Source organism: Pseudoxanthomonas sp. z9, assembly GCF_006542425.1.
Taxonomy (GTDB): Bacteria; Pseudomonadota; Gammaproteobacteria; order Xanthomonadales; family Xanthomonadaceae; genus Pseudoxanthomonas_A.
Genome location: NZ_VFID01000014.1, coordinates 182,296 through 206,725, shown reverse-complemented (window position 1 = coordinate 206,725; position 24,430 = coordinate 182,296). Strand labels below are relative to the sequence as shown.

Below are 24,430 nucleotides of genomic sequence, written 5' to 3'. Positions count from 1 at the left end.
CTTCCGGCAAGCAGGCCGTCCGTGACGGTCCGTTACAGCGGCGGCCTTGTGGACCCTGGATGGGTCTGGGAGAGTTCCCGGATCGCTTTCTAGTATCTGGAGTCCACCCATGAAGCTGTACAGCAAGCCCGGCGCCTGTTCCACCGCCGACCATATCGCCCTGCAATGGACCGGCCAGCCCTTCGAACTGAAGGTGATGACCGCCGCCGAGATGAAGGCGCCGGAGTACCTGGCAATCAACCCGACCGGCGCGGTCCCGGCGATTGTCGACGGCGACTTCGTCCTGACCCAGAACGCCGCGATCATGGGCTACATCGCCGACCGCTACCCGCAGGCCGGCCTCGGTGGCGATGGTTCCGCGCAGCAGCGCGCCGAAGCCGCGCGCTGGCTGTCCTTCGTCAACTCCGACGTGCATCCGGCGTTCACCCCGCTGTTCGCGCCGGGCAAGTTCATCGCCGACGAATCCGAGTTCGATGCCATCAAGGCCGCTGCGCGCAAGCGCCTGCGCGGCCTGTTCGAAAGCGCCAACCAGCGGCTCGAAGGCCGGCAGTGGCTGGCCGGTTTCCGCAGCTTTGCCGATCCGTACTTCTACATCACCCTGCGCTGGGCCGGTAACGTCGGCGTGGATCTCACGGGGCTCGACAACCTGGCGGCGTTCCGCCAGCGGATGGAAGCCGATCCGGGCGTGCAGGCCGCGCTCAAGGCGGAAGGGCTGCACTGAACAATGGGAAAGGGCGGGCCAAGGCCCGCCCTTTTTCCTTCCCGGGTATCCGTAGACCGGTCCCCGTCAGGACGCATCGCCCGGAACACGCACCCAGCCTTCCATCAGGATGCGCGCGCTGCGGCTCATGATGGCCTTGGCGACCTTCCATTCGCCGTTTTCCTGCGAGGCCTCCGCCCCCACCCGCAAGGTGCCCGAGGGATGCCCGAAGCGCACCGCGCTGCGTTCGCCGCCACCCGCGGCCAGATTCACCAACGTGCCCGGCACCGCCGCGGCGGTGCCGATGGCGACGGCGGCGGTGCCCATCATCGCGTGATGCAGCTTGCCCATCGACATCGCGCGCACCACCAGGTCGATATCACCCGCGCCCACCTGCTTGCCGCTGGAAGTGACGTAATCCTTTGCCGGCGCCACGAACGCCACCTTCGGCGTGTGCTGGCGGCGCGCGGCCTCCGATACATCGGCGATCAATCCCATCCGCACCGCGCCGTGCGCACGGAGGGTCTCGAACATCGCCAGCGCCTTCGGATCACTGTTGATCGCGTCCTGCAGTTCCGTCCCGGTATAGCCGATGTCGGCGGCGTTGACGAAGATGGTCGGGATGCCGGCATTGATCAGCGTCGCCGGAAACGTGCCGATGCCCGGCACGTCCAGCTCATCGACCAGATTGCCGGTCGGGAACATCGCGCCGCCGCCCTCGCCTTCGCCCTCATCGGCGGGATCCAGGAATTCCAGTTGCACCTCCGCGGCCGGGAAGGTCACGCCGTCCAGTTCGAAATCACCGGTTTCCTGCACCTGCCCGCCGGTGATCGGCACGTGCGCGACGATGGTCTTGCCGATGTTCGACTGCCAGATACGCACCGTGCAGACGCCATCGCGCGGGATGCGCGCGGCGTCCACCAGTCCACCCGCGATGGCGAACGATCCCACCGCCGCCGACAGGTTGCCGCAGTTGCCGCTCCAGTCGACGAAGGCGCTGTCGATGGACACTTGGCCGAACAGGTAATCGACATCGTGATCCGGCCGCTCGCTCTTCGCCAGGATCACCGTCTTGCTGGTGCTGGAAGTCGCGCCGCCCATGCCATCGATCTGCTTTCCGTAAGGATCGGGGCTGCCGATCACCCGCAGCATCAGCGCATCGCGCGCCGCGCCCGGCATGCGCGCGGGCTCGGGTAGATCCTGCAGCCGGAAGAACACGCCCTTGCTGGTGCCTCCGCGCATGTAGGTGGCGGGGATTCGGATCTGCGGCGCGTGCGGCATGGAGGCCTCGATGTTCGGTCAGGGGTTGTCGGGAATCTGGGGCTCGACCACGTTGGCCAGCAGGGTCAACGACTCCTGCCAGCCGAGGTAGCAGAACTCCACCGGAATCATCGCGGGAATGCCTTCCTGCACGATGCTGATCTCGGTGCCGCAGGCCACCGCCTTGAGCGAGACGCTGACCTGCATGGTGCCCGGCAGCGCCGGATTCTCGAACTGGTCGTCGTAGCGGATGCGCTCACCCGGCACCAGCTCGCGATAGGTGCCGCCGAAGGCATGGCTGGAGCCGGTGCCGAAATTGGTGAACGACATCCGGTAGGTCCCGCCGACGACCGGATCGATGTGGTGGACCTTGCCGGTGAAGCCGTGTGGCGGCAGCCACTTCACCATGGCCTCCGGATCCAGGAAGGCGCGGTAGACGCGCTCGGGCGGCGCGCGCAGGACGCGGTGCAGGCGGACGGTTCCGGTCTCGTTCGACATGGTCATGGCCTCTCGGGGATGGTCCGTTCCACTCTAGCGCGGCGGGCGCAAGACGGCGTCACGCCGCCTGCGCCGATTCCAGGAAGTCCTGGGCGAAGCGCTGGAGCACGCCACCGGCCTCGTAGATCGAGACTTCCTCGTCGCTGTCCAGCCGACAGGTCACCGGCACTTCGACGCGCTCGCCGTCGCGGCGATGGATCACCAGCGTCAGCGTCGCGCGCGGACGGCGCTCGCCGATGACGTCGAAGGTCTCGGTGCCGTCGATGCCCAGGGTCAGCCGGGTGATGCCCGGCTGGAACTCCAGCGGCAGCACGCCCATGCCGATCAGGTTGGTGCGGTGGATGCGCTCGAAACCCTCGGCGACGATCGCCTCCACGCCCGCCAGGCGCACGCCCTTGGCCGCCCAGTCGCGCGACGAACCCTGTCCGTAATCGGCGCCGGCGATGATGATCAACGGCTGCTTGCGCTCCATGTATGTTTCGATGGCCTCCCACATGCGCATCACCTGGCCTTCCGGCTCGACCCGCGCCAGCGAGCCCTGCTTCACGCCGCCGTCGGGGTTGCGCACCATCTCGTTGAATAGCTTCGGATTGGCGAAGGTCGCGCGCTGCGCGGTCAGGTGGTCACCGCGGTGGGTGGCATAGGAATTGAAGTCCTCTTCCGGCAGGCCCATCTTCGCCAGATACTCGCCGGCCGCGCTGTCCAGCAGGATCGCGTTGGACGGTGACAGGTGATCGGTGGTGATGTTGTCCGGCAGCACCGCCAGCGGGCGCATGCCGCGCAGCGTGCGTTCGCCGGCCAGCGCGCCCTCCCAGTACGGTGGGCGGCGGATGTAAGTGCTCATCGGGCGCCAGTCGTACAGTGGGCTGGCGCGTTCGCCGTGTTCGACCCGCACGTTGAACATTGGACCGTACACGCGGCGGAACTGCTCCGGCTTCACCGAGGCGCGCACCACCGCGTCGATTTCCTCGTCGCTCGGCCACAGGTCCTTCAGCCGGATCTCGCGCCCCTCGAACGTGCCCAGCACGTCCTTCTCGATGTCGAACCGCACGGTGCCGGCAATCGCATACGCCACCACCAGCGGCGGCGAGGCGAGGAATGCCTGCTTGGCGTAGGGATGGATGCGCCCGTCGAAATTGCGGTTGCCCGACAGCACGGCGGTCGCGTACAGATCACGCTCGACGATCTCCTGCTGGATCTTCGGATCCAGCGCGCCGGACATGCCGTTGCAGGTGGTGCAGGCGAAGGCGACCACGCCGAAGCCGAGCTTTTCCAGTTCCGGGGTCAGCCCGGCCTCGTCCAGGTACAGCGCCACCGCCTTGGAACCGGGCGCCAGCGACGACTTCACCCACGGCTTGCGGGTCAGACCCACGCGGTTGGCGTTGCGCGCCAGCAGCGCGGCGGCGATCACGTTGCGCGGGTTGCTGGTGTTGGTGCAGCTGGTGATGGCGGCGATGATGACCGCGCCATCCGGCATCAGGCCCTCGGCCTCCTGCGCGCGAGCTTGCGCCAGATCGCCCGCGATGCCCTTCTCCGCCAGATCGGCGGTGGCGACGCGGGCGTGCGGATTGGACGGGCCGGCCATGTTGCGGACCACGCTGGAAAGATCGAACGTCAACGTCCGTTCGTACTCGGCGTTGCCCAGGCTGTCGGCCCACAGGCCGGCGGTCCTGGCGTAGGTCTCGACCAGGCGGACCTGCTCCTCCTCGCGGCCGGTCAGGCGCAGGTAGTCCAGGGTCTGGCCGTCGATGAAGAACATCGCCGCGGTGGCGCCGTACTCCGGCGCCATGTTGGAAATGGTGGCGCGGTCGCCCAGGGTGAGCGCGGCGGCACCTTCACCGCGGAATTCCAGATAGGCGCCGACCACCTTCTGCTTGCGCAGGAACTCGGTCAGCGCCAGCACGATGTCGGTGGCGGTGATGCCCGGCTGCGGGCGGCCGGTCAGCTCTACGCCGACGATGTCCGGCAGGCGCATCCACGAGGCACGCCCCAGCATCACGTTCTCCGCTTCCAGGCCGCCGACGCCGATCGCGATCACGCCCAGCGCATCGACGTGCGGGGTGTGGCTGTCGGTGCCCACGCAGGTATCCGGGAAAGCCACGCCACCGCGCACCTGGATCACCGGCGACATTTTCTCCAGGTTGATCTGGTGCATGATGCCGTTGCCCGGCGGGATGACGTCGACGTTCTCGAACGCATGCCGCGTCCATTCGATGAAATGGAAGCGATCCTCGTTGCGGCGATCCTCGATCGCGCGGTTCTTGGAAAACGCATCCGGATCGTAGCCGCCGCATTCCACCGCCAGCGAGTGATCCACGATCAGCTGTACCGGCACCACCGGATTGACCTTGGCCGGATCCCCGCCCTTGTCGGCGATGGCGTCGCGCAGGCCGGCCAGATCGACCAGCGCGGTCTGGCCGAGGATGTCGTGGCAGACCACCCGTGCCGGGAACCATGGGAAATCCAGATCGCGGCGGCGCTCGATCAGCTGCTTCAAGGAATCGACCAGGGTCGCCGGTTCGCAGCGGCGGACCAGGTTTTCCGCCAGCACACGCGAGGTGTACGGCAACCGGTCGTAGGCGCCGGGCGCGATCGCGTCGACCGCGGCGCGCGCGTCGAAGTAGTCCAGTGAGGTGCCCGGCAGGGCCTTGCGGTATTCGGTGTTCATGGCTTCGCGGTCGGCGTGGCTTTGCGGCGGTCGGGATTTCGGATCATCGGTGGCGGCTGCGCGCGTTCCCGGACGGAAACGCACGGGCACGGCCGAATCAACGCTGGTCGATCGGGACGAACTTCAGGTTCTCGGGGCCGGTGTAGTTGGCGCTGGGGCGGATGATCTTGCCGTCGATGCGCTGCTCGATGACGTGCGCGCTCCAGCCGCTGGTGCGGGCGATGACGAACAGCGGGGTGAACATCGCGGTCGGCACGCCCATCATGTGGTAGCTCACCGCGCTGAACCAGTCCAGGTTGGGGAACATCTTCTTGATGTCCCACATCACCGCTTCCAGGCGCTCGGCGATGGCGTACATCTTGGTGCTCTGCTGTTCCTCGGACAGATCCTTCGCCACCTGCTTGATCACGTCGTTGCGCGGATCGCCGACGGTGTAGACCGGATGGCCGAAACCGATGACCACTTCCTTGCGTTCGACCCGCGCCTTGATGTCGGCCTCGGCCTCGTCCGGCGTCTCGTAGCGCTTCTGCACCTCGAACGCGACTTCGTTGGCGCCGCCGTGCTTGGGTCCGCGCAGCGCGCCGATGGCGCCGGTGATGCACGAATGCATGTCGCTGCCCGTGCCGGCGATCACGCGCGCGGTGAAGGTCGAGGCGTTGAACTCGTGCTCGGCGTACAGGATCAGCGAGGTATGCATCGCGCGCACCCACGAGTCGCGCGGCTTCTCGCCATGCAGCAGGTGCAGGAAGTGGCCGCCGATCGAGTCGTCGTCGGTCTCCACGTCGATGCGCTTGCCATTGTGGCTGTAGTGGTACCAGTACAGCAGCATCGAACCCAGCGAGGCCATCAGCTTGTCGGCGATGTCGCGCGCGCCCGGGTGGTTGTGGTCGTCCTTCTCCGGCGACACGCAGCCCAGCACCGACACGCCGGTGCGCATCACGTCCATCGGGTGCGCCGACGGCGGCAGCTGTTCCAGCGCTGTCTTGACCGAGGCCGGGATGCCGCGCAGCGATTTCAGCTTGGCCTTGTAGCCGGCCAGTTCGGCGCGGTTGGGCAGCTTGCCATGGACCAGCAGGTAGGCGACCTCCTCGAACTCGCTGGTGGTGGCGATGTCGAGGATGTCGTAGCCGCGGTAATGCAGATCGTTGCCGCTGCGGCCGACCGTGCACAGCGCGGTGTTGCCGGCGGCGGTGCCGCTGAGGGCGACGGACTTCTTCGGCTTGAAGCCGGTGGCTGGGGTGGGTTCACTCATTGCTGCCTCCCGATGGTGTGGCGGTGCGGCGGAAGCGGCTCCGCCGCGCTGGAATGACCGGGGACGGACCGAACCGCCCCCCGGGCTGATGTCAGGCGTCGCCCTTCTTCGCGAACAGGGCGTCGAGCTTGTCTTCGTAGGCGTGGTAGCCCAGGTAGTCGTACAGGTCCGCGCGCGACTGCAGGGTATCGATGATGTTCTTCTGGGTGCCTTCGCGGCGCACGGTCTCGTAGAAGTTCAACGCCGCCTTGTTCATGGCGCGATAGGCGCCGCAGCAGTACAGCGCGATGTCCACGCCGGCCGTGCGCAGTTCGTCGACGGTGAAGAACGGGGTGGAACCGAACTCGGTCAGGTTGGCCAGGATCGGCACCTTCACCGCGTCCTTGAAACGGCGGTAGTCCTCCAGCGTCTTCATCGCCTCGGGGAAGATCATGTCCGCGCCGGCCTCGACATAGGCGACCGCGCGTTCGATCGCCGCGTCGATGCCCTCGACGGCGGCGGCGTCGGTGCGCGCCATGATCACGAAGCCGTCATCGCCACGCGCGTCCACCGCGGCCTTGACCCGATCGACCATCTCGTCCTTCGGCACCACTTCCTTGCCGGGGCGATGGCCACAGCGTTTCTGGCCGACCTGGTCCTCCATGTGCACGGCGGCCACGCCGACGCGCTCGAACGAACGGATGGTGCGCGCGATGTTGAACGCGCCGCCCCAGCCGGTGTCGATGTCGACCAGCAGCGGCAAACCGGTGGCATCGACGATGCGACGCGCGTCGGTCAGCACGTCTTCCATCGTGCTGATGCCCAGATCGGGCATGCCCAGCGAGTTGGCGGCGACGCCGCCACCGGACAGGTACAGCGCCTTGTAGCCGACGCGGCGGGCCATCAGGCCGGCGTAGGCGGTGATGGCGCCCATCACCTGCAGCGGGGATTCCTCGGCGATCGCGGCGCGGAAGCGCGCGCCGGCGGATGCGTTGCTCATGCATGTCTCCTGCGGAAGCGGATGGCGCCCGTTCCTCGGCGGAGCGGGCCGGGGGTGCGCGCAGGGTACGCGCACCGGCGGCGCACAATCTGGCACCATCGCTCGGGTTGATCAATCTTGATTACATCAATCAATCTATCCGCCATGGAAACCGACCTGCTCTCCGCCCAGGACACCTGCCGGCTGCTCGGCATCAGCCAGGCCACCCTGTACGCCTACGTCAGCCGTGGCCTGATCGAATCGCGCCCGGGAACCGACCACCGCAGTCGGCTGTATCTGCGCCGCGACGTGGAGCGGCTGGCGCAACGCAAGCGTGCCGGTCGCGGCGCCGCCCGTGGCGCCGCGCAGAGCCTGGACCGCGGCCTGCCGGTGCTGGAGACGCGGATTTCGCTGATCCGCCCGGAGGGCCCCTACTACCGCGGACGTTCGGCGGTCGCCGCGGTGCGCGAAGGCGCCACCCTGGAAGACGCCGCCCGGCTGCTGTGGGACTGCGGCGACCAGGATCCCTTCACGGCGACGCTGGAGACGCAATGGCCGGCGCACGTCGCCCCCATCGCCGGCGACGCGGACCTGCCGCCGCTGGCGCGCGCGATGTCGGCGATTCCGCTGCTGGCGCTGGACGTGCGCCAATCCGTGGGCGCCTCCGCCCTGGTCCGCCACGAAATCGCGGCCACCCTGCTGCGCCACAACGCCGCGCTGCTGGTGGCGCGCCCACCTTCCGCGGGGCCGGTCCATCGGCTGCTGGCGGATGCGTGGAAACCGGGCGACGAAGGTTTCGCCGATACGGTGCGCGCGGCGCTGGTGCTGTGCGCCGAGCACGAACTCAACGTCTCCGCGTTCGCCGCGCGCGTGGTCGCCTCGACCGGCGCGCACCTGCACGCGACCGTATGCAGCGGCCTGGCGGCGTTGTCCGGCCCGCGCCACGGCGGCGCCACCGCACGCGCCTATTCGCTGATAGAAGCCGCCTGCGCGGCGGACTTGCCTCGCGATTTCATCGCCGCGCGCTGGCAGCAGGGCGAGGACCTGCCGGGCTTCGGCCACGCGCTGTACCCGCATGGCGATCCGCGCGCAACGGAACTGCTCGCGCGATTGCGCCGCCAGCATGCCGATACGCCGGCAATGCAGCGGATGGAAGCGGTGATCAGCGCCACCGAAGACATCAACGGGCTACGCCCCAACGTCGATTTCACCCTGGCGGCGATCTGCCACGCCAACGCCCTGCCCGCATCGCCGGCGCTGGTGATGTTCGCCGCGGCGCGGCTGGCAGGCTGGCTCGCGCATGCGCTGGAACAGCAGGCCCAGGGCCGGCTGATCCGTCCCCGCGCCAGCTACGCCGGCGTGCCGCCCGCCGCGGCGGAATGAACCGGCATCAGTTGCCGGCCTCCGGCCCGCGCTGCAGCGCCTTCTTCACTTCCTCCAGCGCGTTCGGATCATCCAGTGTGGAAAGGTCGCCGGGATCCGCGCCCTGCGCCAGCGCCTGCAATGAACGCCGCAGCAGCTTGCCGGAACGGGTCTTGGGCAGTGCATTGACGATGTACACGCGCGCCGGCCGTGCCACCGCGCCCAGGCTCTGCTCCACGGTACGGCGCATGCCTTCGGCGGCACGCACGCGTTCGTGCGGTTCCTCGGTCGCCTGCCGCAGCGTCGCGAATACCACCGGTACCTGCCCTTTCAGTTCGTCGTTGACACCAATCACCGCGGCCTCGGCCACGGCGGGGAACCCGGACACCGATTCCTCGATCTCGCGCGTGCCCAGGCGATGTCCAGCGACGTTGATGACATCGTCGGTGCGCCCGAGGATGAAGGTGTAACCCTGCTCGTCGCGGATGGCCCAGTCCAGCGAGCTGTACAGCAGTTCCTTGAAATGGCTGAAGTAGCTGGACAGGAAGCGGGCATCATCGTTCCAGATGGTGGTCATGCAGCCCGGCGGCAGCGGCGGCTGGATGACCAGCACGCCCTTCTCGCCCGGCCCGACTTCCGCGCCGGTGCCTTCGTCGATGACCTTCATCCGGTACCCTAGATTGGGGAAACCGGGCGAACCGAACTTCACCGGCTTCATGTCCAGGCCCGGCAGCAGCGTCAGCGCCGGCCAGCCGGTCTCGGTCTGCCAGTAGTTGTCGATGACCGGCTTGCCCAGCGCGTCGTTGATCCAGTGCGCGGTCGGTTCGTCCAGCGGCTCGCCGGCCAGGAACAGGTATCGCAGCTTCGACAGATCATGCCGGCGGATGAAATCGACATCGTGCTTCTTCAGTACCCGGATCGCCGTCGGCGAAGAGAACATGGTGCGCACGCCGTACTTCTCGCACAGCGACCACCAGATGCCGGCATCCGGGTGGAATGGCAGGCCTTCGTACAACACCGAAGTGGCGCCGACGATCAGCGGCCCATAGACGTTGTACGAGTGTCCGACCGCCCAGCCCACGTCGGAGGTGGAGAACATCACCTGCCCCGGCGCGACGTCGAACACCGTGCGCATCGACAGCGCCAGCGCGACCGCGTAGCCGCCGACATCGCGCTGCACGCCCTTGGGCTTGCCGGTGGTGCCGGAGGTGTACAACAGGTAGCTGGGCTCGTTGGATTCCAGCCATGCCACGTCCACCTGCTCGTCGCCGACCGCCTGGCGCAGCGTGGCGTAGTCCTCGTCGCGCCCCGCCACCTTCGGTTCGGCCGGATCCAGTCCGCGCGAGACAATCAGCACCTTGGGCGGCGGCGTGGCCGCCTTCGCGCAGGCTTCGTCGACCAGCGGCTTGTACGGGATGACCTTCCCGCCGCGCATGCCGGCATCGGCGGCGATCAGCAGTTTGGGCTGGGCATCGTCAATGCGCAGCGCGAGGTTGTGCGCGGCGAAACCGCCGAAGACCACCGAATGGATTGCTCCGATGCGCGCGCAGGCGAGCATCGCGAATACCGCCTCGGCCATGTTGGGCATGTAGATGACCACCCGATCACCGCGCCCCACGCCCAGGCGCAGGAGGATGGCGGCGAAAGCGTTCACGTCGCGATGCAGTTCGCGGTAGCTGATCTCGCGCGTGGTGCCGGTTTCGGTGGACACCGCCACCAGCGCCAGCTGGTCGGCGCGTTCGGGCAGATGCCGGTCCACCGCGTTGTAGCAGAGATTGGTCTGGCCCCCGACGAACCAGCGCCGGAACGGCGGCTTCGAATAGTCCAGCACCTGCCGTGGCGGCACATGCCAGTGGATGGCGCGCGCCTCCTCGCCCCAGAAGGCTTCAGGCTCGTCGATCGAGCGGCGATAGACGTCTTCGTACCCCATGCCACCCTCTCGCACCGCAGAGACGATAAGGAGCATAGATCCGCTTTGTAATCGGTGCCCTGCGACATTGGTCGCATGAGCGGTACCTCCCAAAGCGCTCCGGCGGGCACAGCGTTGCGGTGTCGACTCTACCTTTCCGGCATCACGGTGGCCCCGATGCATCCCTATCTGGCGGGCATCTCAGGCATGTTCGCCGGTTCCTTCCACGAGCCGTCCTGAACGTTCAGGATTCGATGTCCCTGCCATCTCGTGATCCCGCCGCGTCGTCATGCGCAGAACCATCATGCAAAGCAGCGGTGCAAGCAGGAAGAGACTCAGAAAATACCTGCCTTGGATCTCGAAGACCAAGTGAACACACCAGAAAGAAAGCGGCCAAAGCATGGGCAGCAATGACAGGAGCCGGTCTCTTCTCCATACCCGGAGGATCGTCAAAACACATGCGAAGAAGACAGCCATCTTCAGCCAGCCGTAGGCCAGCCTTTCCACTGCAAGCGCCTGGTAATAGCGTTTCTGGAATTCGGCCGCATTTGGTGTCGCATTGATATTTGCCCGGACATTGGGCGATTCAATCAGCCAATAGAGTGCGAAGGGAGGCGGATTCAGAATTTCGGGAGCCTTGCAGCGCATGACGGACAACCAATGCTGAAAGGGCCGGGCCTGCAGCCGCTCAATGACTGCTGTGGGCAAGGTGCGCGACAGGTCCTCCCTTGCAGCCTCGGCTGCACGGATTGACCAGTATCCACACCCCTGATCGGGCTGGTCGCTGGACACAAGCAAACCGCCATACAAGGTCACGGCAGAACTGGTCCTGATCTGTTCCGTCCTCCCGCTCAATTGCCGCAAGCCCATATCCATCAGGAATCCCAGGATCGAGCCAACCAGCAGAATCAGCAGAACCCGCCTGCCACGGCTTTCCTCTCTCCGGAAAAATGGCAACAGGCCGGACATCGCCCCAAGTCCCACCAGCGTCCAAAGAATCAGCGCGAATTGCGGCTTTGTCGATACGCCCATGGCGAGCGCCAGCAACACAAGTAGACTCCGCCATCGCGCCGCAAGCGCAAGCCGCTCGTCCGCCAGCAGCCAGAACGCAGTCGCCAATCCCGTTGCCGCGATGAGATCCAGTTGCACAAGCGACATGAAAGGCACGATCAGGAAAAGTATCGCGACGACGATCTGGGCAAGCCAGCGCCATCGAGAGCCGTCCAACCGATATGCCAACCAGAACAGCCATCCCAAAGCGGATATATTGAGGAACAATGCGGCGACCAGCGGTGACGCGCCCATCGCTTTTGGAATTGCCAGCAGCCAAATACCGATGCCCCCGCGCTCGTAAGCGCTTGAAACACCAGCCGCGTTCCAGTAATAGAGCCAGTCACTATGAGGCTCTGGATGCCACCATATCCCCAGAATGATCGCTGCCATTGCCAGCAACAGGAATTGCGCAATGGCAAGGTAGTGCCAACTGTGCGGCTGTGCTCCCGCCCTCTCCATCATCCGCGCCCACATCCTGATCCTCGTCCGGAGTGCATGCTATCAGGCCTGACCTAGCTCCACAGGCAGCCGCCATACGCGAGATACCCGTCAAGAAGAACTTCAAAAACAGAACGCCAGGCTCTCGCCCAGCGTTCTGGGTACAGCGCTTGAGCGGGAAAACTCAGCCCAGCAGATGCGCCACGCCGGCGCGCTCTTCTTCCAGCTCGGCCAGGGTCTTGTCCATGGCGGCGCGGCTGAACGCGTCGACTTCCAGGCCTTCCACGCGGGTGTATTCGCCGTTGGCGGTGATCACCGGCACACCGTAGATCACGCCTTCCGGGATGCCGTAGCTGCCATCGGACGGCACGCCCATGGTCACCCACTTGCCGTTGCTGCCCAGCACCCAGTCACGGATGTGGTCGATGGCGGCGTTGGCGGCGGAAGCGGCCGAGGACAGGCCTCGCGCCTCGATGATGGCGGCGCCGCGCTTGCCGACCTGCGGGATGAAGGTGTTGGCGTTCCAGTCGGCGTCGTTGATCTTGTCCTTCAGCGACACCCCGTTGGCGGTGGCGAAGCGGTAGTCCGGGTACATGGTCGGGCTGTGGTTGCCCCACACCACCAGCTTCTCGATGTCGCCCACGGCCACGCCGGCCTTGTTGGCGAGCTGGCTCAGCGCGCGGTTGTGGTCCAGGCGCAGCATCGCGGTGAAGTTCCTGGCCGGCAGGTCCGGCGCCGACTTCATGGCGATGTAGGCGTTGGTGTTGGCCGGGTTGCCGACCACCAGCACCTTGACGTCGCGGCTGGCGACCTTGTTCAGCGCGGCGCCCTGGGCAGTGAAGATCTTGGCGTTCTCCAGCAGCAGGTCCTTGCGCTCCATGCCTGGGCCGCGCGGACGCGCGCCGACCAGCAGGGCCACGTCAGCATCCTTGAACGCCACTTCCGGGTCGTCGGTGCCGACCATGCCGGCCAACAGCGGGAACGCGCAGTCTTCCAGCTCCATCATCACGCCCTTCAGCGCGGCCTGGGCCTTGTCGATCGGCAGCTCCAGCAACTGCAGGATGACCGGCTGGTCCTTGCCGAGCATTTCACCGGAGGCGATGCGGAACAGCAGGGCATAACCGATCTGGCCGGCGGCGCCGGTGACTGCAACACGGACGGGGGTCTTCATGGGATTGTCTCCGAGGGAAAGGAAAGCCGGACTCACGCGAGTTCGGCGAAGAAGGCCTGGATGCGCGACAGGCCTTCATCCAGCTGGGCGTCGGCACAGGTGTAGGAAATGCGCAGCGCGCGCGGTTCGCCGAAGGCCGAACCCGGCACGCAGGCCACGCCCTTGGCTTCCAGCAGGGCGTTGCAGAAGTCCACGTCATTGTGGATGACCACGCCGTCATGCGTTTTTCCGAACGCGACCGAGATGTCCGGGAACGCGTAGAACGCGCCTTCCGGACGCGGGCACACTACGCCCGGAATCCCGGCCAGCGCCGCCAGCACGCGATCCCGCTTGGTGGCGAACTCGGCGCATTTGCGCTGCGGGATGTCCTGCGGACCGGTCAGCGCGGCGATGGCGGCGGCGGTGACCACTTCCGGCAGGTTGGTGATGTGGTTGGAGTTGAGCGCCACCAGCGCCTGGGCGACGTTCTCCGGCGCGGCGATCAGGCCCACGCGCCAACCCGGCATGCCGTAGGTCTTGGACAACGAGTCGATGACGACGGTGCGATCGCGCAGTTCCGGGCGGAAGTGCAGGAAGTTGTGGTAGCCGACACCATCGAACACCAGGCGGTTGTAGATGTCGTCCAGCAGGATCCAGGTATCCGGGTGGCGCGCCACCACCTCGGCCAGCGCCGCCACCTCGTCCTTCGAATAGACCATGCCGGTCGGATTGGACGGGTTGTTGAACAGGAACACCTTGGGCTTCCGCGCCAGGGCAGCGTCCAGTTGTTGCGGGGTGAGCTTGTAGTTCTGCTCGGGCGGGCACGGCAGCTTCAGCGACACCGCGCCGACGATGTCGGCGATGTCCTGGTAGGTGGTCCAGTACGGGGTCGGATAGGCGATGGTGTCGCCCTCGTCCAGCAGCGCCTCGGCCAGGTTGTACAGCACGTGCTTGGCGCCGACGCCGGCGACGATGTTGCGGCGGGTGTAACCGGTCAGTCCGCTGCCTTCCAGGTGATGCAGGAACGCATCCAGCAGGGCATCGGTGCCGCGATTGGAGCCGTACTGGCCCGAGTCCTTGTCCAGCGATTTGCGCGCGGCCTCGTAGACGTGCTCGCCAGGCAGGAAATTCGGTACGCCGATCGAGAAGCTGATGATGTCGCGGCCTTCGGCCTTGAGCTTCTTCGCCTTTTCCGCGACCGCCATGATCGCGCTGGGCTTGGCGCGACCGGTGCGCCGGGCAAGCTGGGGCATTGCATTACCTCGCAGGGGATGTTTCGCGGGAGGAACGTGCGTGCGCCGTTTTTTGCGGCGCGAAATTTTACCACGCCGCCCCGGTCCGGCCGGGGTGGATCGGAGGGTCCGGCCTCCTCCCTTGGTCGTAGCCGAGGCTCCCCCGACCGGGGGAGCGCACGGCCGGCGCGGGTCAGGCGCTCAGGTAACGGTTCCACTCGGCCACGCGGTCGGCCTTGGCGGCCAGCACGGCGTCGGCGTCACCCTCGATGGTGAGGCGGTTGATCAGGTCGCCCTGCTGGACCGCGTCGACCACGTCCAGGCCTTCCAGGACCTTGCCGAACACGGTGTGCTTGCCGTCCAGCCACGGGGTCGCCACGTGGGTGATGAAGAACTGGCTGCCATTGGTGTTGGGGCCGGCATTGGCCATCGACAGCACGCCGCGCTCGTGGCGCACGCCGTTGTTGGTCTCGTCCTCGAACCGGTAGCCCGGGCCGCCGCGGCCGGAACCCTCGGGGCAGCCGCCCTGGATCATGAAATCGGCAATCACCCGGTGGAAGTTCAGGCCGTCGTAGAAGCCGCGTTTGGCCAGGTTGACGAAGTTGGCGACCGTCAGCGGGGCCTTGTCGGGGTACAGCTCGACCTTGATGGGGCCGCGGGAGGTGTCGAAAGTGGCGATGAGGGACATCGGGAGCTCCAGATACGGGACAGGGGTTCAGGGGGCCCGGGGGTTCCGGAAACCGGGCCTGGCCCGAATCTGGGGGCCAATGGCGCCGTTTCCAGCCCCGGCCCGTTCAGCCAGGACGCCCGGACGCTAATTGCGGGGACGTAACCCGTTATAATACGCCCCATTCCTCCACAGCCCCTGCGCGCACACTGGCGCGCTTTTCCGCATGTCCATCCAGAATCTCCGCAACATCGCCATCGTCGCCCACGTCGACCACGGCAAGACCACTCTCGTCGACTGCCTGCTGAAGCAGTCCGGCACCCTGTCCGAGCGCACGGTGCTTGCCGAGCGGGTGATGGACAGCAACGACCAGGAAAAGGAACGCGGCATCACCATCCTGGCCAAGAACACCGCCATCACCTGGCAGGGCAACCGAATCAACATCGTCGACACCCCCGGACACGCCGACTTCGGCGGCGAGGTGGAGCGCGTGCTGTCGATGGTGGACTCGGTGCTGATCCTGGTCGATGCGATGGACGGCCCGATGCCGCAGACCCGCTTCGTGACCCAGAAGGCGTTCGCGATGGGCTTCAAGCCGATCGTGGTGGTCAACAAGATCGACCGCCCCGGCGCGCGTCCGGACTGGGTCATCGACCAGGTGTTCGACCTGTTCGACAAGCTCGGCGCCACCAACGAGCAGCTCGATTTCCCGATCGTCTACGCCTCGGCGCTGCATGGCTACGCCAGCCTGGACGACACCACCCGCGATGGCGACATGACCCCGCTGTACGAAGCGATCATGAAGCACGTCCCGGCGCCGTCGGTGGATCGGGAAGGCGCGTTCCAGATGCGCATCAGCCAGCTGGACTACAACAATTTCGTCGGCCTGATCGGCATCGGCCGCATCCAGCGCGGCAAGGTCAAGAAGAACCAGCCGGTCAGCGTGGTCGATCGCGAAGGCAAGAAGCGCCAGGGCAAGATCGTGCAGGTGCTGGGCTTCATGGGCCTGGAGCGCATCGAGGTCGAGGAGGCCGAGGCCGGCGACATCGTCGCCATCGCTGGCATCCAGGATCTGAGCATTTCCGACACCGTATGCGCGCTGGACACCCCGGAGGCGCTGCCGGCGCTGACCGTCGACGAGCCGACCATCAGCATGACCTTCCAGGTCAACAACTCGCCGTTCGCTGGCCACAAGGATTTCTCCGGTGGCAAGTTCATCACCAGCCGCCAGCTGCGTGAGCGGCTGGAGCGTGAAACCCTGCACAACGTCGCGCTGAAGGTCGAGGAGACCGCCGACGCCGACAAGTTCCTGGTCTCCGGCCGCGGCGAACTGCACCTGTCGGTGCTGATCGAAACCATGCGCCGCGAAGGCTTCGAACTGGCCGTGTCGCGCCCGGAAGTCATCATCAAGGAAATCGACGGCCAGTTGATGGAGCCGGTCGAGCAGTTGGTGGTCGACATCGAAGAAGTGCACCAGGGCGGCGTGATGGAAAAGCTGGGCACCCGCAAGGCGCAGCTGAAGAACATGGAATCCGACGGCAAGGGCCGCGTGCGCCTGGACTACACGATTCCGGCGCGTGGCCTGATTGGGTTCCAGAACGAGTTCAGGACCCTCACCCAGGGTTCGGGCCTGCTGTTCCACGTGTTCGATCACTACGGTCCGAAGGAAACCGGCCCGATCGCCAAGCGCCAGAACGGCGTGATGATCGCCAACGCCCCCGGCGTCACCCCGGCCTACTCGCTGGGACCGCTGGAAGAGCGCGGCCGCCTGTTCGCCGCCGAGGGCGACAACGTCTACGAAGGCCAGTTGGTCGGCATCCACTCCAAGGACAATGACCTGACCGTCAATGTCATCAAGCCCAAGCCGCTGACCAACATGCGCGCCTCGGGCAAGGACGACGCGATCAAGCTGACTCCCGCGCTGAAGTACTCGCTGGAACAGGCCTTGGATTTCATCGAGGACGACGAGCTGGTGGAAGTCACTCCGAAGGAAATCCGCCTGCGCAAGAAGATGCTGACCGAAAGCGATCGCAAGCGCGCCTCGCGCGCCGCCTGATCGCCCACGGATGGTCGAGGCCCCCTACAACCCGGATCCCAAGGCGCATCCGGGCCTGCACGTCATCGCCCTGTTCGAGGGGTTGAAGGGGGTACTGGCACTGGCCGCCGCGACCGGGCTGGCGCTGCTGGGACCGCAGCCACTGCGGCGCTGGGTGGAGGCGATGATCGCCCGCTTCCATCTCGATACCGAGCACGGCACCCTGCCCTCGCTGCTCAACGCCATCAATCCCGAGGCGGTCCACCTGGCCGTCCTGGTGGTCGTGCTGTACGCGATCATGCGGCTGGCCGAAGCCTGGGGCCTGTGGCGCGCCCGCGCATGGGCTTCCTGGCTGGGCTGCATCGGCTCGGCGCTGTACCTGCCGCTGGATCTGTACGCGCTGTACCACCATCCCGGCTGGCACACCTGGGCGGTGCTGCTGATCAATCTGGCCGTGGTCTACATCCTCGGCCGCGACCTGCGCAGGCGCCGCAGGGTTTGAAAGCACCTCCCGGCCTGCTAGCCTCACGCTAGCTCACCGGGGGATTCCAACACATGCGTTCGCGAACGCTGCTGCTTTCAGCCGCCCTGATGCTGGCCGCCTGCCAGCGCCAGCCCGCCGCCGTCACCAACGCGCCCGCCGACGCGCCGACGGACTTCGCCTACGCCGAACTGGACATCGACGACCTGCAGGGACGCATGCAGCGCGGCGAACTCGACAGCCGCACCCTCACCCGCGCCTACCTGGACCGCATCGCCGCGATCGACAAGGCCGGGCCGCAGCTGAACTCGGTCATCGAAATCAACGCCGACGCCATGAAGGAAGCCGCCCTGCGCGACCTGGAACGCAAGGACAACGCGGTGCGCGGCCCGCTGCACGGCATCCCGATCCTGCTCAAGGACAACATCGACGCCACTCCGATGGTCAACTCGGCCGGTTCGCTGGCGCTGAAGGATTTCCGACCCGCCAGCGACGCCTTCCTGGTCAAGCGCCTGCGCGAGGCCGGCGCGGTCATCCTGGGCAAGACCAACCTGAGCGAGTGGGCGAACTTCCGTTCCACCCATTCCACCTCCGGCTGGAGCGCGCGCGGTGGCCAGACCCGCAATCCCTACGTGCTGGATCGCAATCCCTGCGGCTCCAGTTCCGGCAGCGCCGTCGCCGTTTCGGCCAACCTCGCCGCCGCCAGCATCGGCACCGAAACCGACGGCAGCATCATCTGCCCGGCCGCGGTCAGCGGCGTGGTCGGGCTGAAGCCGACGGTTGGCCTGATCAGCCGCGACGGCATCATCCCGATCTCGTTCAGCCAGGACACCGCCGGACCGATGACCCGCAGCGTGGCCGACGCGGCGCTGTTGCTGACCGCGCTGGCCGGTCGCGATGCCGCCGATCCTGCCACCACCCGCGCGGCCTGGAACATCACCCTCGACTACCACGCGCGACTGAAGCCGGACGGGCTGAAGGGCGCGCGCATCGGCGTGCTGCGCAGCAAGCTCGCCATCCATCCGGATGCGGCCGCCGCGATGGAAGGCGCGATCAAGGTGATGCGCGAGGCCGGCGCGACGATCGTCGATGCCGAGATTCCGACCGACGGCCAGTGGGACGAAGCCGAACTGGAATTGATGCTGTACGAGTTCAAGGCCGGGCTGGAGCGCTACCTCGCCGGCCACGGCGCACCGGTGAAAACCCTGTCGCAGCTGATCGGCTACAACCAGCAGTACCGCGTCTCGGAGATGCCGTACTTCGGGCAGGAGCTGTTCGAAATGGCCAATGCCAAGGGCGGCCTCGGCGAAAGCGGCTACATCAGCGCGCGCAGTCGCGCACGCCGGCTGGCCGGGCCGGAGGGCATCGACGCGGCACTCAAGGCGCAGCAGCTCGATGCGCTGGTCGCGCCGGCCACCGGTCCGGCATGGCTGACCGACCACAAGGCCGGCGATCACTTTCCGGGTGCGGGTTACGGCGCCGCCGCGGTCGCGGGTTATCCCAGCCTGACCGTGCCGATGGGCCACAGCGATGGCCTGCCGCTGGGCATCGTCTTCATGGGAACCGCCTGGAGCGAGGGGCGCCTGATCGAACTCGGCTACGCCTATGAGCAGCTGACCCGTGCCCGCAATCCCCCCGAGTACTGGCCAACCCTGGATACCCGTGGATCGCAGGCGGCCCGCCGCTGAATGGTCCGGCCCTTTCCCGCTTCTGGCGACCATCCGGGAGCCGGCGTAGCATGACCCCCACTGTCCGCGCGGCCACCTGACCAGAACGCTGATGGAGCTCGATCCGCAACGCGCCTCGGAACTGCGTGCCCTGGGCAGCTCACGCTTCGCCGCCGCCGAGCGCCGGCGGCGCCTGGACCGGCTGGCGTGGGGCGTGCTGGTGCTGTCCTTCCTGCTGTCGCTGTGGTTCGGGGTAATGGCCTGGCAGCAGGCGCGGGCCGGGGCCGGCGCGCGCTTCCATGCCCGGGCCGAGGCCATGGCCACCGCGCTGGCCACCCACATGAATGCCTACGAGGACACGGTGCGCGCCGCCGCGGCCGTGCTGGAAGCGCAGCCGGGCCTGGATCGCGCCGGCTTCCAGACTTTCGCCCGCCGGTTGCGGATTCCCAACCAGCCCGCCGGCGTGCATGGCCTGGGCTTCGCGCGGCGGGTGACGGCGGCCGGGCTTCCCGCCTACCTGGCCCGCCAACGCGAAATCCACGGGCCGGCATTCCGCCTGCATCCCGACGGCGCGCGCGACGAATACGTGGTGCTCGACCTGGTCTACCCCGAGCGGGACGGCATGCTGCCGCTGCTGGGCAGGGACGTGTTCGCCGAACCGGCCCGGCGCGCGGCCATGCAGCGGGCGCGTGACAGCGGACAGCTGAGCATCGCCCCGCGGATCGCCCTGGCCGACAGTTCGCGCGGCGATTCCGGACGTCCCGGCTTCCTGCTCTATTCTCCGGTCTACGACGCGGCGATGCCGCTGGAGGCCGATGCCGCATTGCACCGCGCGCACCTGCGCGGCTTCGCGACGGCGGGATTCGGCTGGGCCCAGGTGATGCAGGAAGTCGCGGGCGAAACCGGCGGCGGAGATCCGCTCGATCTGCGCCTGCTCGTCCGCGCGCCCGACGCCCCTCCGATGCTGGTGTTCGAACGCGCCGACCTGCGCGAGCGCTACGGCGGCGACATGGAACCGGCTTTCCACTACGCCCGCAATCTGGATTTCCTCGGCGGCGCCTGGGAACTGACCCTGTCCTCGCCCCCCGCGCACATCGCCATTCCCGGCCTGCTGCCCATCGCGGCGCTGACGTTCTGCGGCCTGGCCTTCGGTGTCCTGATGTTCCTCCTGCTGCGCAGCCTGGCGCGCGCAGAGCACCGCAGCCGCGCATTGCTGGACGCGGTCGCCGATCATCTGCCGGCGCTGATCGCCTACGTGGGCCGGGATCGTCGCTACGGCTTCACCAACCGCGCCACCCGCGACTGGTTCGGCGACCAGGCACCCTGGACGGATCGCACCATCGAGGAGGTCCATGCCGGCAATCCCGCGTTCCTGGCCGATCTGCGCCGCGCGCTGGAGGAAAGCACCCCGGATCACGGCGCCGTGTGGGAGACCCGCATCGGCGATCCGGAACGTCCGGTACAGGCCTATCTGGTGCCGGACGTGGACCCCGACCGAACCACCGCCGGCTGGTACCTGATGGCCACCGACACCAGCGAGCAGAAGCGCGCGCAGCGCGAGATTTCGCTCGCCCGCGATCACCTGCAGCGCATCACCGACAAGCTGCCGGCGATGATCGCCCAGTACGATCGCGAAGAACGCACTGTGTTCTTCAACCGCGCCTGCCAGGAGCTGCCGATCTGGCAACGCCCGTACTCGCCGGGCGTGCCGATTCGCGAGATGCTGGGTGAAGAGCACTACGCGCGCCGCAAGCCCTACATCGATGCCGTGCTCTCCGGCCGCGATGTCGACTTCGAGACATCCTTTACCCTGCCCTCCGGCCCGCGCCGGATGCACGTCTACTACACACCCGACATTGGCGACGACGGCGCGGTGAACGGTTTCCTGGTGATGGTGATCGACATCACCGACAAGGCGCAGCTGGAAAGCGCGCTGCACGATGCGACCGAGCGCGCCGAGGTCACCCTGTCCTCGATCAGCGAGGCGGTCGTCACCGTCGATACCGAAGGCCGCGTCACCTACATGAACCCGGCGGCGGAAGCGATCGGCGGCTGGACCCTGCAGGAAGCCGTCGGCCTCGCGCTGGAGAAAGTGCTGCCATTGCGGTCCGTGGCCGAATCCACGGAGGAAGGCGAAACCGGTGCGCCGGTTTCGGTGCCCGGTGATCTGGAACTGGCGCGGCGGGACGGCCGAAGGATGCTGGTGAAGCGCTCCGTCTCGCCCCTGCACGGGCACGACGACAGCCTGATGGGTTCGGTCATGGTCCTGCGCGACATCACCGAGGAGCGCACGCTCAGCGCGCGCATGGCCTATCTGGCGCACCACGACTCGCTGACCACCCTGCCCAACCGCCTCCAGCTCAACGAGGCGCTGGCGCAGTCGATCGCCAACGCCACCCATCGCGGCACCAGCGTCGCGGTGCTGTTCATCGATCTGGACCTGTTCAAGCACGTCAACGACGCGCTTGGCCACCACATCGGCGATCAACTGCTGCAGCAGGTGGCCAAGCGGATCCAGCGCAACATCGGCAACCTGGGCACGGTCTACCGGACCGGCGGGGACGAGTTCGTCGTGCTGCTGGACAATGTGGTCAACCGCGACGGTGTCGCATTGGTGGCTGAGCGACTGCTGGCCATCGGCGGCACACCGTACACGGTGGCCTCGCACGAACTGCACCAGGCCTTCAGCATCGGCGTCAGCCTGTTCCCCGAGGATGGCTACGACGCGCCCACCCTGATGATGCGTTCCGACGCGGCGATGTACCTGGCCAAGCGCAACGGCCGCAATGCGTTCCGTTTCTACACCCGCGAACTGGCGTCGAGCGTGGACGCGCGCATCGAGCTGGAAAGCAGCCTGCGCCGCAGTCTGCGCAACGGCGACCTGACCCTCTACTACCAGCCGCAGATCGACCGCCGCACCGGCCGCATCGTTGGCGTCGAAGGACTGGTGCGCTGGAAGCGCGGCGACCGCCTGATGCTGCCCGGCGAATTCCTGCCGATCGCCGAGGAAACCAACCTCATCGTCGATCTCGACCAATGGGCCATCCGCGCCGCCTGCCGACAGAGCCGGCAGTGGCAGCAGATGGGCCTGCCGCCGATCCGGGTTTCGGTGAATGTCGCCGCCGCCAACTTCGACACCGATACGCTGGTGGACACCGTCGTCTCCGCGCTCGGGGAAAGCGGCCTGCCCGCCGAATACCTGGAACTGGAAGTGACCGAAACCACCCTGATGCGCGACGTCCAGCGCACCGACCGCGTCCTGCGCGCGCTCAAGGCGCTGGGCGTGCGCATCGCCATCGATGATTTCGGCACCGGCTTCTCCAGCCTGAGCTACCTGGGCAACTACGGTTTCAACGTGCTCAAGATCGACCAGTCGTTCGTGCGCGACGTCACCGAGGCCAACCAGGGCGCGATCACCCGCGCCATCATCGGCCTCGCCGGCCAGCTCCAGTGCCGCACGGTCGCCGAGGGTGTCGAGACCCAGGCACAGCTGGCGTGGCTGGTGGCCAACGGATGCGACGAATTGCAGGGCAACCTGTTCAGTCCGCCGGTGCCGGCGGCCGATTTCGCCCGCCTGTTCGCAGGCGAGCCTTCATGGTTCATTCCGCAACCGGCGCGTGGGATGCACGCGCACTGGTCCTGAGTCGGGCTCAGCGCCCGGCCGGCGACGCCAGCTGGTTCTGCTTGCGCACGATCGACATCGCGATTTCCAGCGATTGCTCGTAGTTCAGACGTGGGTCCACGGTCGAGCGATATGCGCGCTCCAGGTCGGCGTCGGTCAGTTCGCGCGCGCCACCGGTGCATTCGGTGACGTCCTCGCCGGTCAGTTCCAGGTGCACGCCTCCCAGCCGGGTTCCGGCCGCGGCGTGCAGATCGAATGACTGCTCGACCTCGCCCCGGATGTTGTCGAACCGGCGGGTCTTGTAGCCGTTGGAAGTGCTCTCGGTATTGCCGTGCATCGGATCGCAGACCCACAGCACGCGTCGACCGTCGCGGCGGACCGCTTCCAGCAACGGCGGCAGCTTCTCGGCGATCTGGGTCGCGCCCATGCGGTGGATGAAGGTCAGGCGGCCCGGCTCGTCTTCCGGATTCAGCACATCGATCAGGCGCAGCAGTTGATCGGGCGAGACCGACGGCCCCACCTTGATGGCGATCGGATTGCGTACGCCGCGAAGGTACTCCACGTGCGCGCCGTCGACCGCCGCGGTGCGCATGCCGATCCACGGGAAGTGCGTGCTCAGGTTGAACCAGCCCCATTGCCGCGGTACTTCGCGGGTCAACGCTTCCTCGTACGGCAGCAGCAGCGCTTCGTGCGAGGTATAGAAATCGATGCGATTGAGATTGTGGACTTCGGATCCGGACAGGGTCTCCATGAAGCGCACGGCGTCACCAATCGAGCGCACCATGTCCTGGTACTCGGCCGCCAGCGGCGAGTAGCCCACCCAGCTCAGGTTCCAGTATTCCGGATGGTGCAGGTCGGCGAAACCGCCGTCGATCAGCGCGCGCACGAAATTCATCGTCATGGCCGAACGCGCATGCGCCTTGATCATCCGGCGCGGATCCGGAATCCGCGCCTCGGCGGTGAAGTCCGGCCGGTTGACCAGATCACCGCGATAGCTGGGCAGCGTGACCCCGTCGCGGGTTTCGTTGTCGGCCGAACGCGGCTTGGCGTACTGGCCGGCGAACCGTCCCACCCGCACCACCGGCAGGCGCAGGCCATGCACCAGCACCAGGCTCATCTGCAGCAGGACCTTCAGCCGGTTGGAAATCAGCCCCGACTCGCAGTCGCTGAAACTCTCTGCGCAGTCACCGCCCTGCAGCAGGAAGCGCTTGCCTTCCTGCGCTTCGGCCAACTGCTTCTTCAGCGCGAAGATTTCCCACGACGTCACCAGCGGCGGCAACTGCCGGAGTTCGGCCAGCGCCGACGCGAGTGCCTCGGCGTCCGGATAGGTCGGCATCTGCACCGCCGGCCGCTCGCGCCAACTGTCGGGTGCCCAGTTCGCGGGCAGGCTGACGGCGCGGAGATTGCGATCGGGGGAGCTCATGGCGGGATTCCTCGTGCGGTCCACCATGGTGACAGAATGGTGCGCCGCGTCAAAC

General features: G+C 66.9%; 17 protein-coding genes. 6 read left to right on the top strand and 11 right to left on the bottom strand.

Annotated elements, in window-relative coordinates:
* The first annotated feature begins 109 nt into the window (after positions 1 to 109).
* Positions 110 to 721 (top strand): glutathione S-transferase N-terminal domain-containing protein, encoded by a 612-nt coding sequence (locus FG323_RS17100; RefSeq protein ID WP_141455917.1) that lies wholly within the window; start codon positions 110 to 112, stop codon positions 719 to 721.
* Between the two features lie 66 nt (positions 722 to 787).
* On the opposite strand, the gene prpF is transcribed toward FG323_RS17100, so the two are convergent.
* The 5 genes from prpF to prpB all read right to left on the bottom strand — a co-directional run bounded on the left by prpF (position 788) and on the right by prpB (position 7,357).
* A complete protein-coding gene (gene prpF, locus FG323_RS17095; protein ID WP_141455916.1) occupies positions 788 to 1,981 on the bottom strand; it encodes a 2-methylaconitate cis-trans isomerase PrpF in 1,194 nt (397 codons plus the stop codon).
* Positions 1,982 to 1,999: 18 nt separating this feature from the next.
* The gene (locus FG323_RS17090; protein WP_203322211.1) at positions 2,000 to 2,458 is read right to left on the bottom strand and encodes an SRPBCC family protein; all 459 of its coding nucleotides are present in this window, start codon (positions 2,456 to 2,458) and stop codon (positions 2,000 to 2,002) included.
* Between the two features lie 58 nt (positions 2,459 to 2,516).
* Positions 2,517 to 5,126 (bottom strand): Fe/S-dependent 2-methylisocitrate dehydratase AcnD, encoded by a 2,610-nt coding sequence (gene acnD / locus FG323_RS17085; protein ID WP_141455914.1) that lies wholly within the window; start codon positions 5,124 to 5,126, stop codon positions 2,517 to 2,519.
* Between the two features lie 97 nt (positions 5,127 to 5,223).
* Entirely contained in the window at positions 5,224 to 6,378 is a 1,155-nt protein-coding gene (gene prpC, locus FG323_RS17080) for a 2-methylcitrate synthase (RefSeq protein WP_141455913.1), read from the bottom strand.
* Positions 6,379 to 6,469: 91 nt separating this feature from the next.
* Complete coding sequence (gene prpB / locus FG323_RS17075) at positions 6,470 to 7,357, bottom strand: methylisocitrate lyase (RefSeq protein ID WP_141455912.1); 888 nt, start codon at positions 7,355 to 7,357, stop codon at positions 6,470 to 6,472.
* Positions 7,358 to 7,501: 144 nt separating this feature from the next.
* Between prpB and FG323_RS17070 the strand changes: the two genes are divergently transcribed.
* Positions 7,502 to 8,719 carry a citrate synthase family protein gene (locus FG323_RS17070; RefSeq protein WP_141455911.1) on the top strand — a complete coding sequence of 406 codons (1,218 nt, stop codon included), beginning with the start codon at positions 7,502 to 7,504 and terminating at the stop codon, positions 8,717 to 8,719.
* 7 nt (positions 8,720 to 8,726) lie between these two features.
* On the opposite strand, the gene prpE is transcribed toward FG323_RS17070, so the two are convergent.
* The 5 genes from prpE to FG323_RS17045 form a co-directional block, all read right to left on the bottom strand.
* Complete coding sequence (gene prpE, locus FG323_RS17065; RefSeq protein WP_141455910.1) at positions 8,727 to 10,628, bottom strand: propionate--CoA ligase; 1,902 nt, start codon at positions 10,626 to 10,628, stop codon at positions 8,727 to 8,729.
* Between the two features lie 180 nt (positions 10,629 to 10,808).
* A complete protein-coding gene (locus tag FG323_RS17060) occupies positions 10,809 to 12,134 on the bottom strand; it encodes a hypothetical protein (RefSeq protein WP_141455909.1) in 1,326 nt (441 codons plus the stop codon).
* 148 nt (positions 12,135 to 12,282) lie between these two features.
* Entirely contained in the window at positions 12,283 to 13,269 is a 987-nt protein-coding gene (locus tag FG323_RS17055; protein ID WP_141455908.1) for a malate dehydrogenase, read from the bottom strand.
* A 32-nt stretch (positions 13,270 to 13,301) separates the two neighbouring features.
* Positions 13,302 to 14,501, bottom strand: coding sequence for a pyridoxal phosphate-dependent aminotransferase (locus FG323_RS17050; RefSeq protein WP_141455907.1), 1,200 nt, complete (start codon positions 14,499 to 14,501; stop codon positions 13,302 to 13,304).
* A 172-nt stretch (positions 14,502 to 14,673) separates the two neighbouring features.
* A complete protein-coding gene (locus FG323_RS17045; protein ID WP_141455906.1) occupies positions 14,674 to 15,168 on the bottom strand; it encodes a peptidylprolyl isomerase in 495 nt (164 codons plus the stop codon).
* A 205-nt stretch (positions 15,169 to 15,373) separates the two neighbouring features.
* On the opposite strand from FG323_RS17045, the gene typA reads away from it, so the two are divergent.
* The 4 genes from typA to FG323_RS17025 all read left to right on the top strand — a co-directional run bounded on the left by typA (position 15,374) and on the right by FG323_RS17025 (position 22,973).
* On the top strand, positions 15,374 to 17,203 hold the full coding sequence (gene typA, locus FG323_RS17040) for a translational GTPase TypA (RefSeq protein ID WP_141455905.1): 1,830 nt from the start codon (positions 15,374 to 15,376) through the stop codon (positions 17,201 to 17,203).
* A gap of 10 nt (positions 17,204 to 17,213) precedes the next feature.
* Positions 17,214 to 17,684 (top strand): DUF2127 domain-containing protein, encoded by a 471-nt coding sequence (locus FG323_RS17035; protein WP_141455904.1) that lies wholly within the window; start codon positions 17,214 to 17,216, stop codon positions 17,682 to 17,684.
* Positions 17,685 to 17,737: 53 nt separating this feature from the next.
* Positions 17,738 to 19,351 carry an amidase gene (locus FG323_RS17030; RefSeq protein WP_141455903.1) on the top strand — a complete coding sequence of 538 codons (1,614 nt, stop codon included), beginning with the start codon at positions 17,738 to 17,740 and terminating at the stop codon, positions 19,349 to 19,351.
* 91 nt (positions 19,352 to 19,442) lie between these two features.
* Positions 19,443 to 22,973 carry an EAL domain-containing protein gene (locus FG323_RS17025; protein WP_141455902.1) on the top strand — a complete coding sequence of 1,177 codons (3,531 nt, stop codon included), beginning with the start codon at positions 19,443 to 19,445 and terminating at the stop codon, positions 22,971 to 22,973.
* A gap of 7 nt (positions 22,974 to 22,980) precedes the next feature.
* On the opposite strand, the gene FG323_RS17020 is transcribed toward FG323_RS17025, so the two are convergent.
* Positions 22,981 to 24,375, bottom strand: coding sequence for a 3-deoxy-7-phosphoheptulonate synthase class II (locus tag FG323_RS17020; RefSeq protein WP_141455901.1), 1,395 nt, complete (start codon positions 24,373 to 24,375; stop codon positions 22,981 to 22,983).
* Positions 24,376 to 24,430: the final 55 nt, after the last annotated feature.

Coding starts and splice junctions, on each gene's coding strand:
- FG323_RS17100 (WP_141455917.1), top strand. CDS start 110: ATGAAGCTGTACAGCAAGCCCGGCGCCTGTTCCACCGCCGACCATATC.
- prpF (WP_141455916.1), bottom strand. CDS start 1,981: ATGCCGCACGCGCCGCAGATCCGAATCCCCGCCACCTACATGCGCGGA.
- FG323_RS17090 (WP_203322211.1), bottom strand. CDS start 2,458: ATGTCGAACGAGACCGGAACCGTCCGCCTGCACCGCGTCCTGCGCGCG.
- acnD (WP_141455914.1), bottom strand. CDS start 5,126: ATGAACACCGAATACCGCAAGGCCCTGCCGGGCACCTCACTGGACTAC.
- prpC (WP_141455913.1), bottom strand. CDS start 6,378: ATGAGTGAACCCACCCCAGCCACCGGCTTCAAGCCGAAGAAGTCCGTC.
- prpB (WP_141455912.1), bottom strand. CDS start 7,357: ATGAGCAACGCATCCGCCGGCGCGCGCTTCCGCGCCGCGATCGCCGAG.
- FG323_RS17070 (WP_141455911.1), top strand. CDS start 7,502: ATGGAAACCGACCTGCTCTCCGCCCAGGACACCTGCCGGCTGCTCGGC.
- prpE (WP_141455910.1), bottom strand. CDS start 10,628: ATGGGGTACGAAGACGTCTATCGCCGCTCGATCGACGAGCCTGAAGCC.
- FG323_RS17060 (WP_141455909.1), bottom strand. CDS start 12,134: ATGTGGGCGCGGATGATGGAGAGGGCGGGAGCACAGCCGCACAGTTGG.
- FG323_RS17055 (WP_141455908.1), bottom strand. CDS start 13,269: ATGAAGACCCCCGTCCGTGTTGCAGTCACCGGCGCCGCCGGCCAGATC.
- FG323_RS17050 (WP_141455907.1), bottom strand. CDS start 14,501: ATGCCCCAGCTTGCCCGGCGCACCGGTCGCGCCAAGCCCAGCGCGATC.
- FG323_RS17045 (WP_141455906.1), bottom strand. CDS start 15,168: ATGTCCCTCATCGCCACTTTCGACACCTCCCGCGGCCCCATCAAGGTC.
- typA (WP_141455905.1), top strand. CDS start 15,374: ATGTCCATCCAGAATCTCCGCAACATCGCCATCGTCGCCCACGTCGAC.
- FG323_RS17035 (WP_141455904.1), top strand. CDS start 17,214: ATGGTCGAGGCCCCCTACAACCCGGATCCCAAGGCGCATCCGGGCCTG.
- FG323_RS17030 (WP_141455903.1), top strand. CDS start 17,738: ATGCGTTCGCGAACGCTGCTGCTTTCAGCCGCCCTGATGCTGGCCGCC.
- FG323_RS17025 (WP_141455902.1), top strand. CDS start 19,443: ATGGAGCTCGATCCGCAACGCGCCTCGGAACTGCGTGCCCTGGGCAGC.
- FG323_RS17020 (WP_141455901.1), bottom strand. CDS start 24,375: ATGAGCTCCCCCGATCGCAATCTCCGCGCCGTCAGCCTGCCCGCGAAC.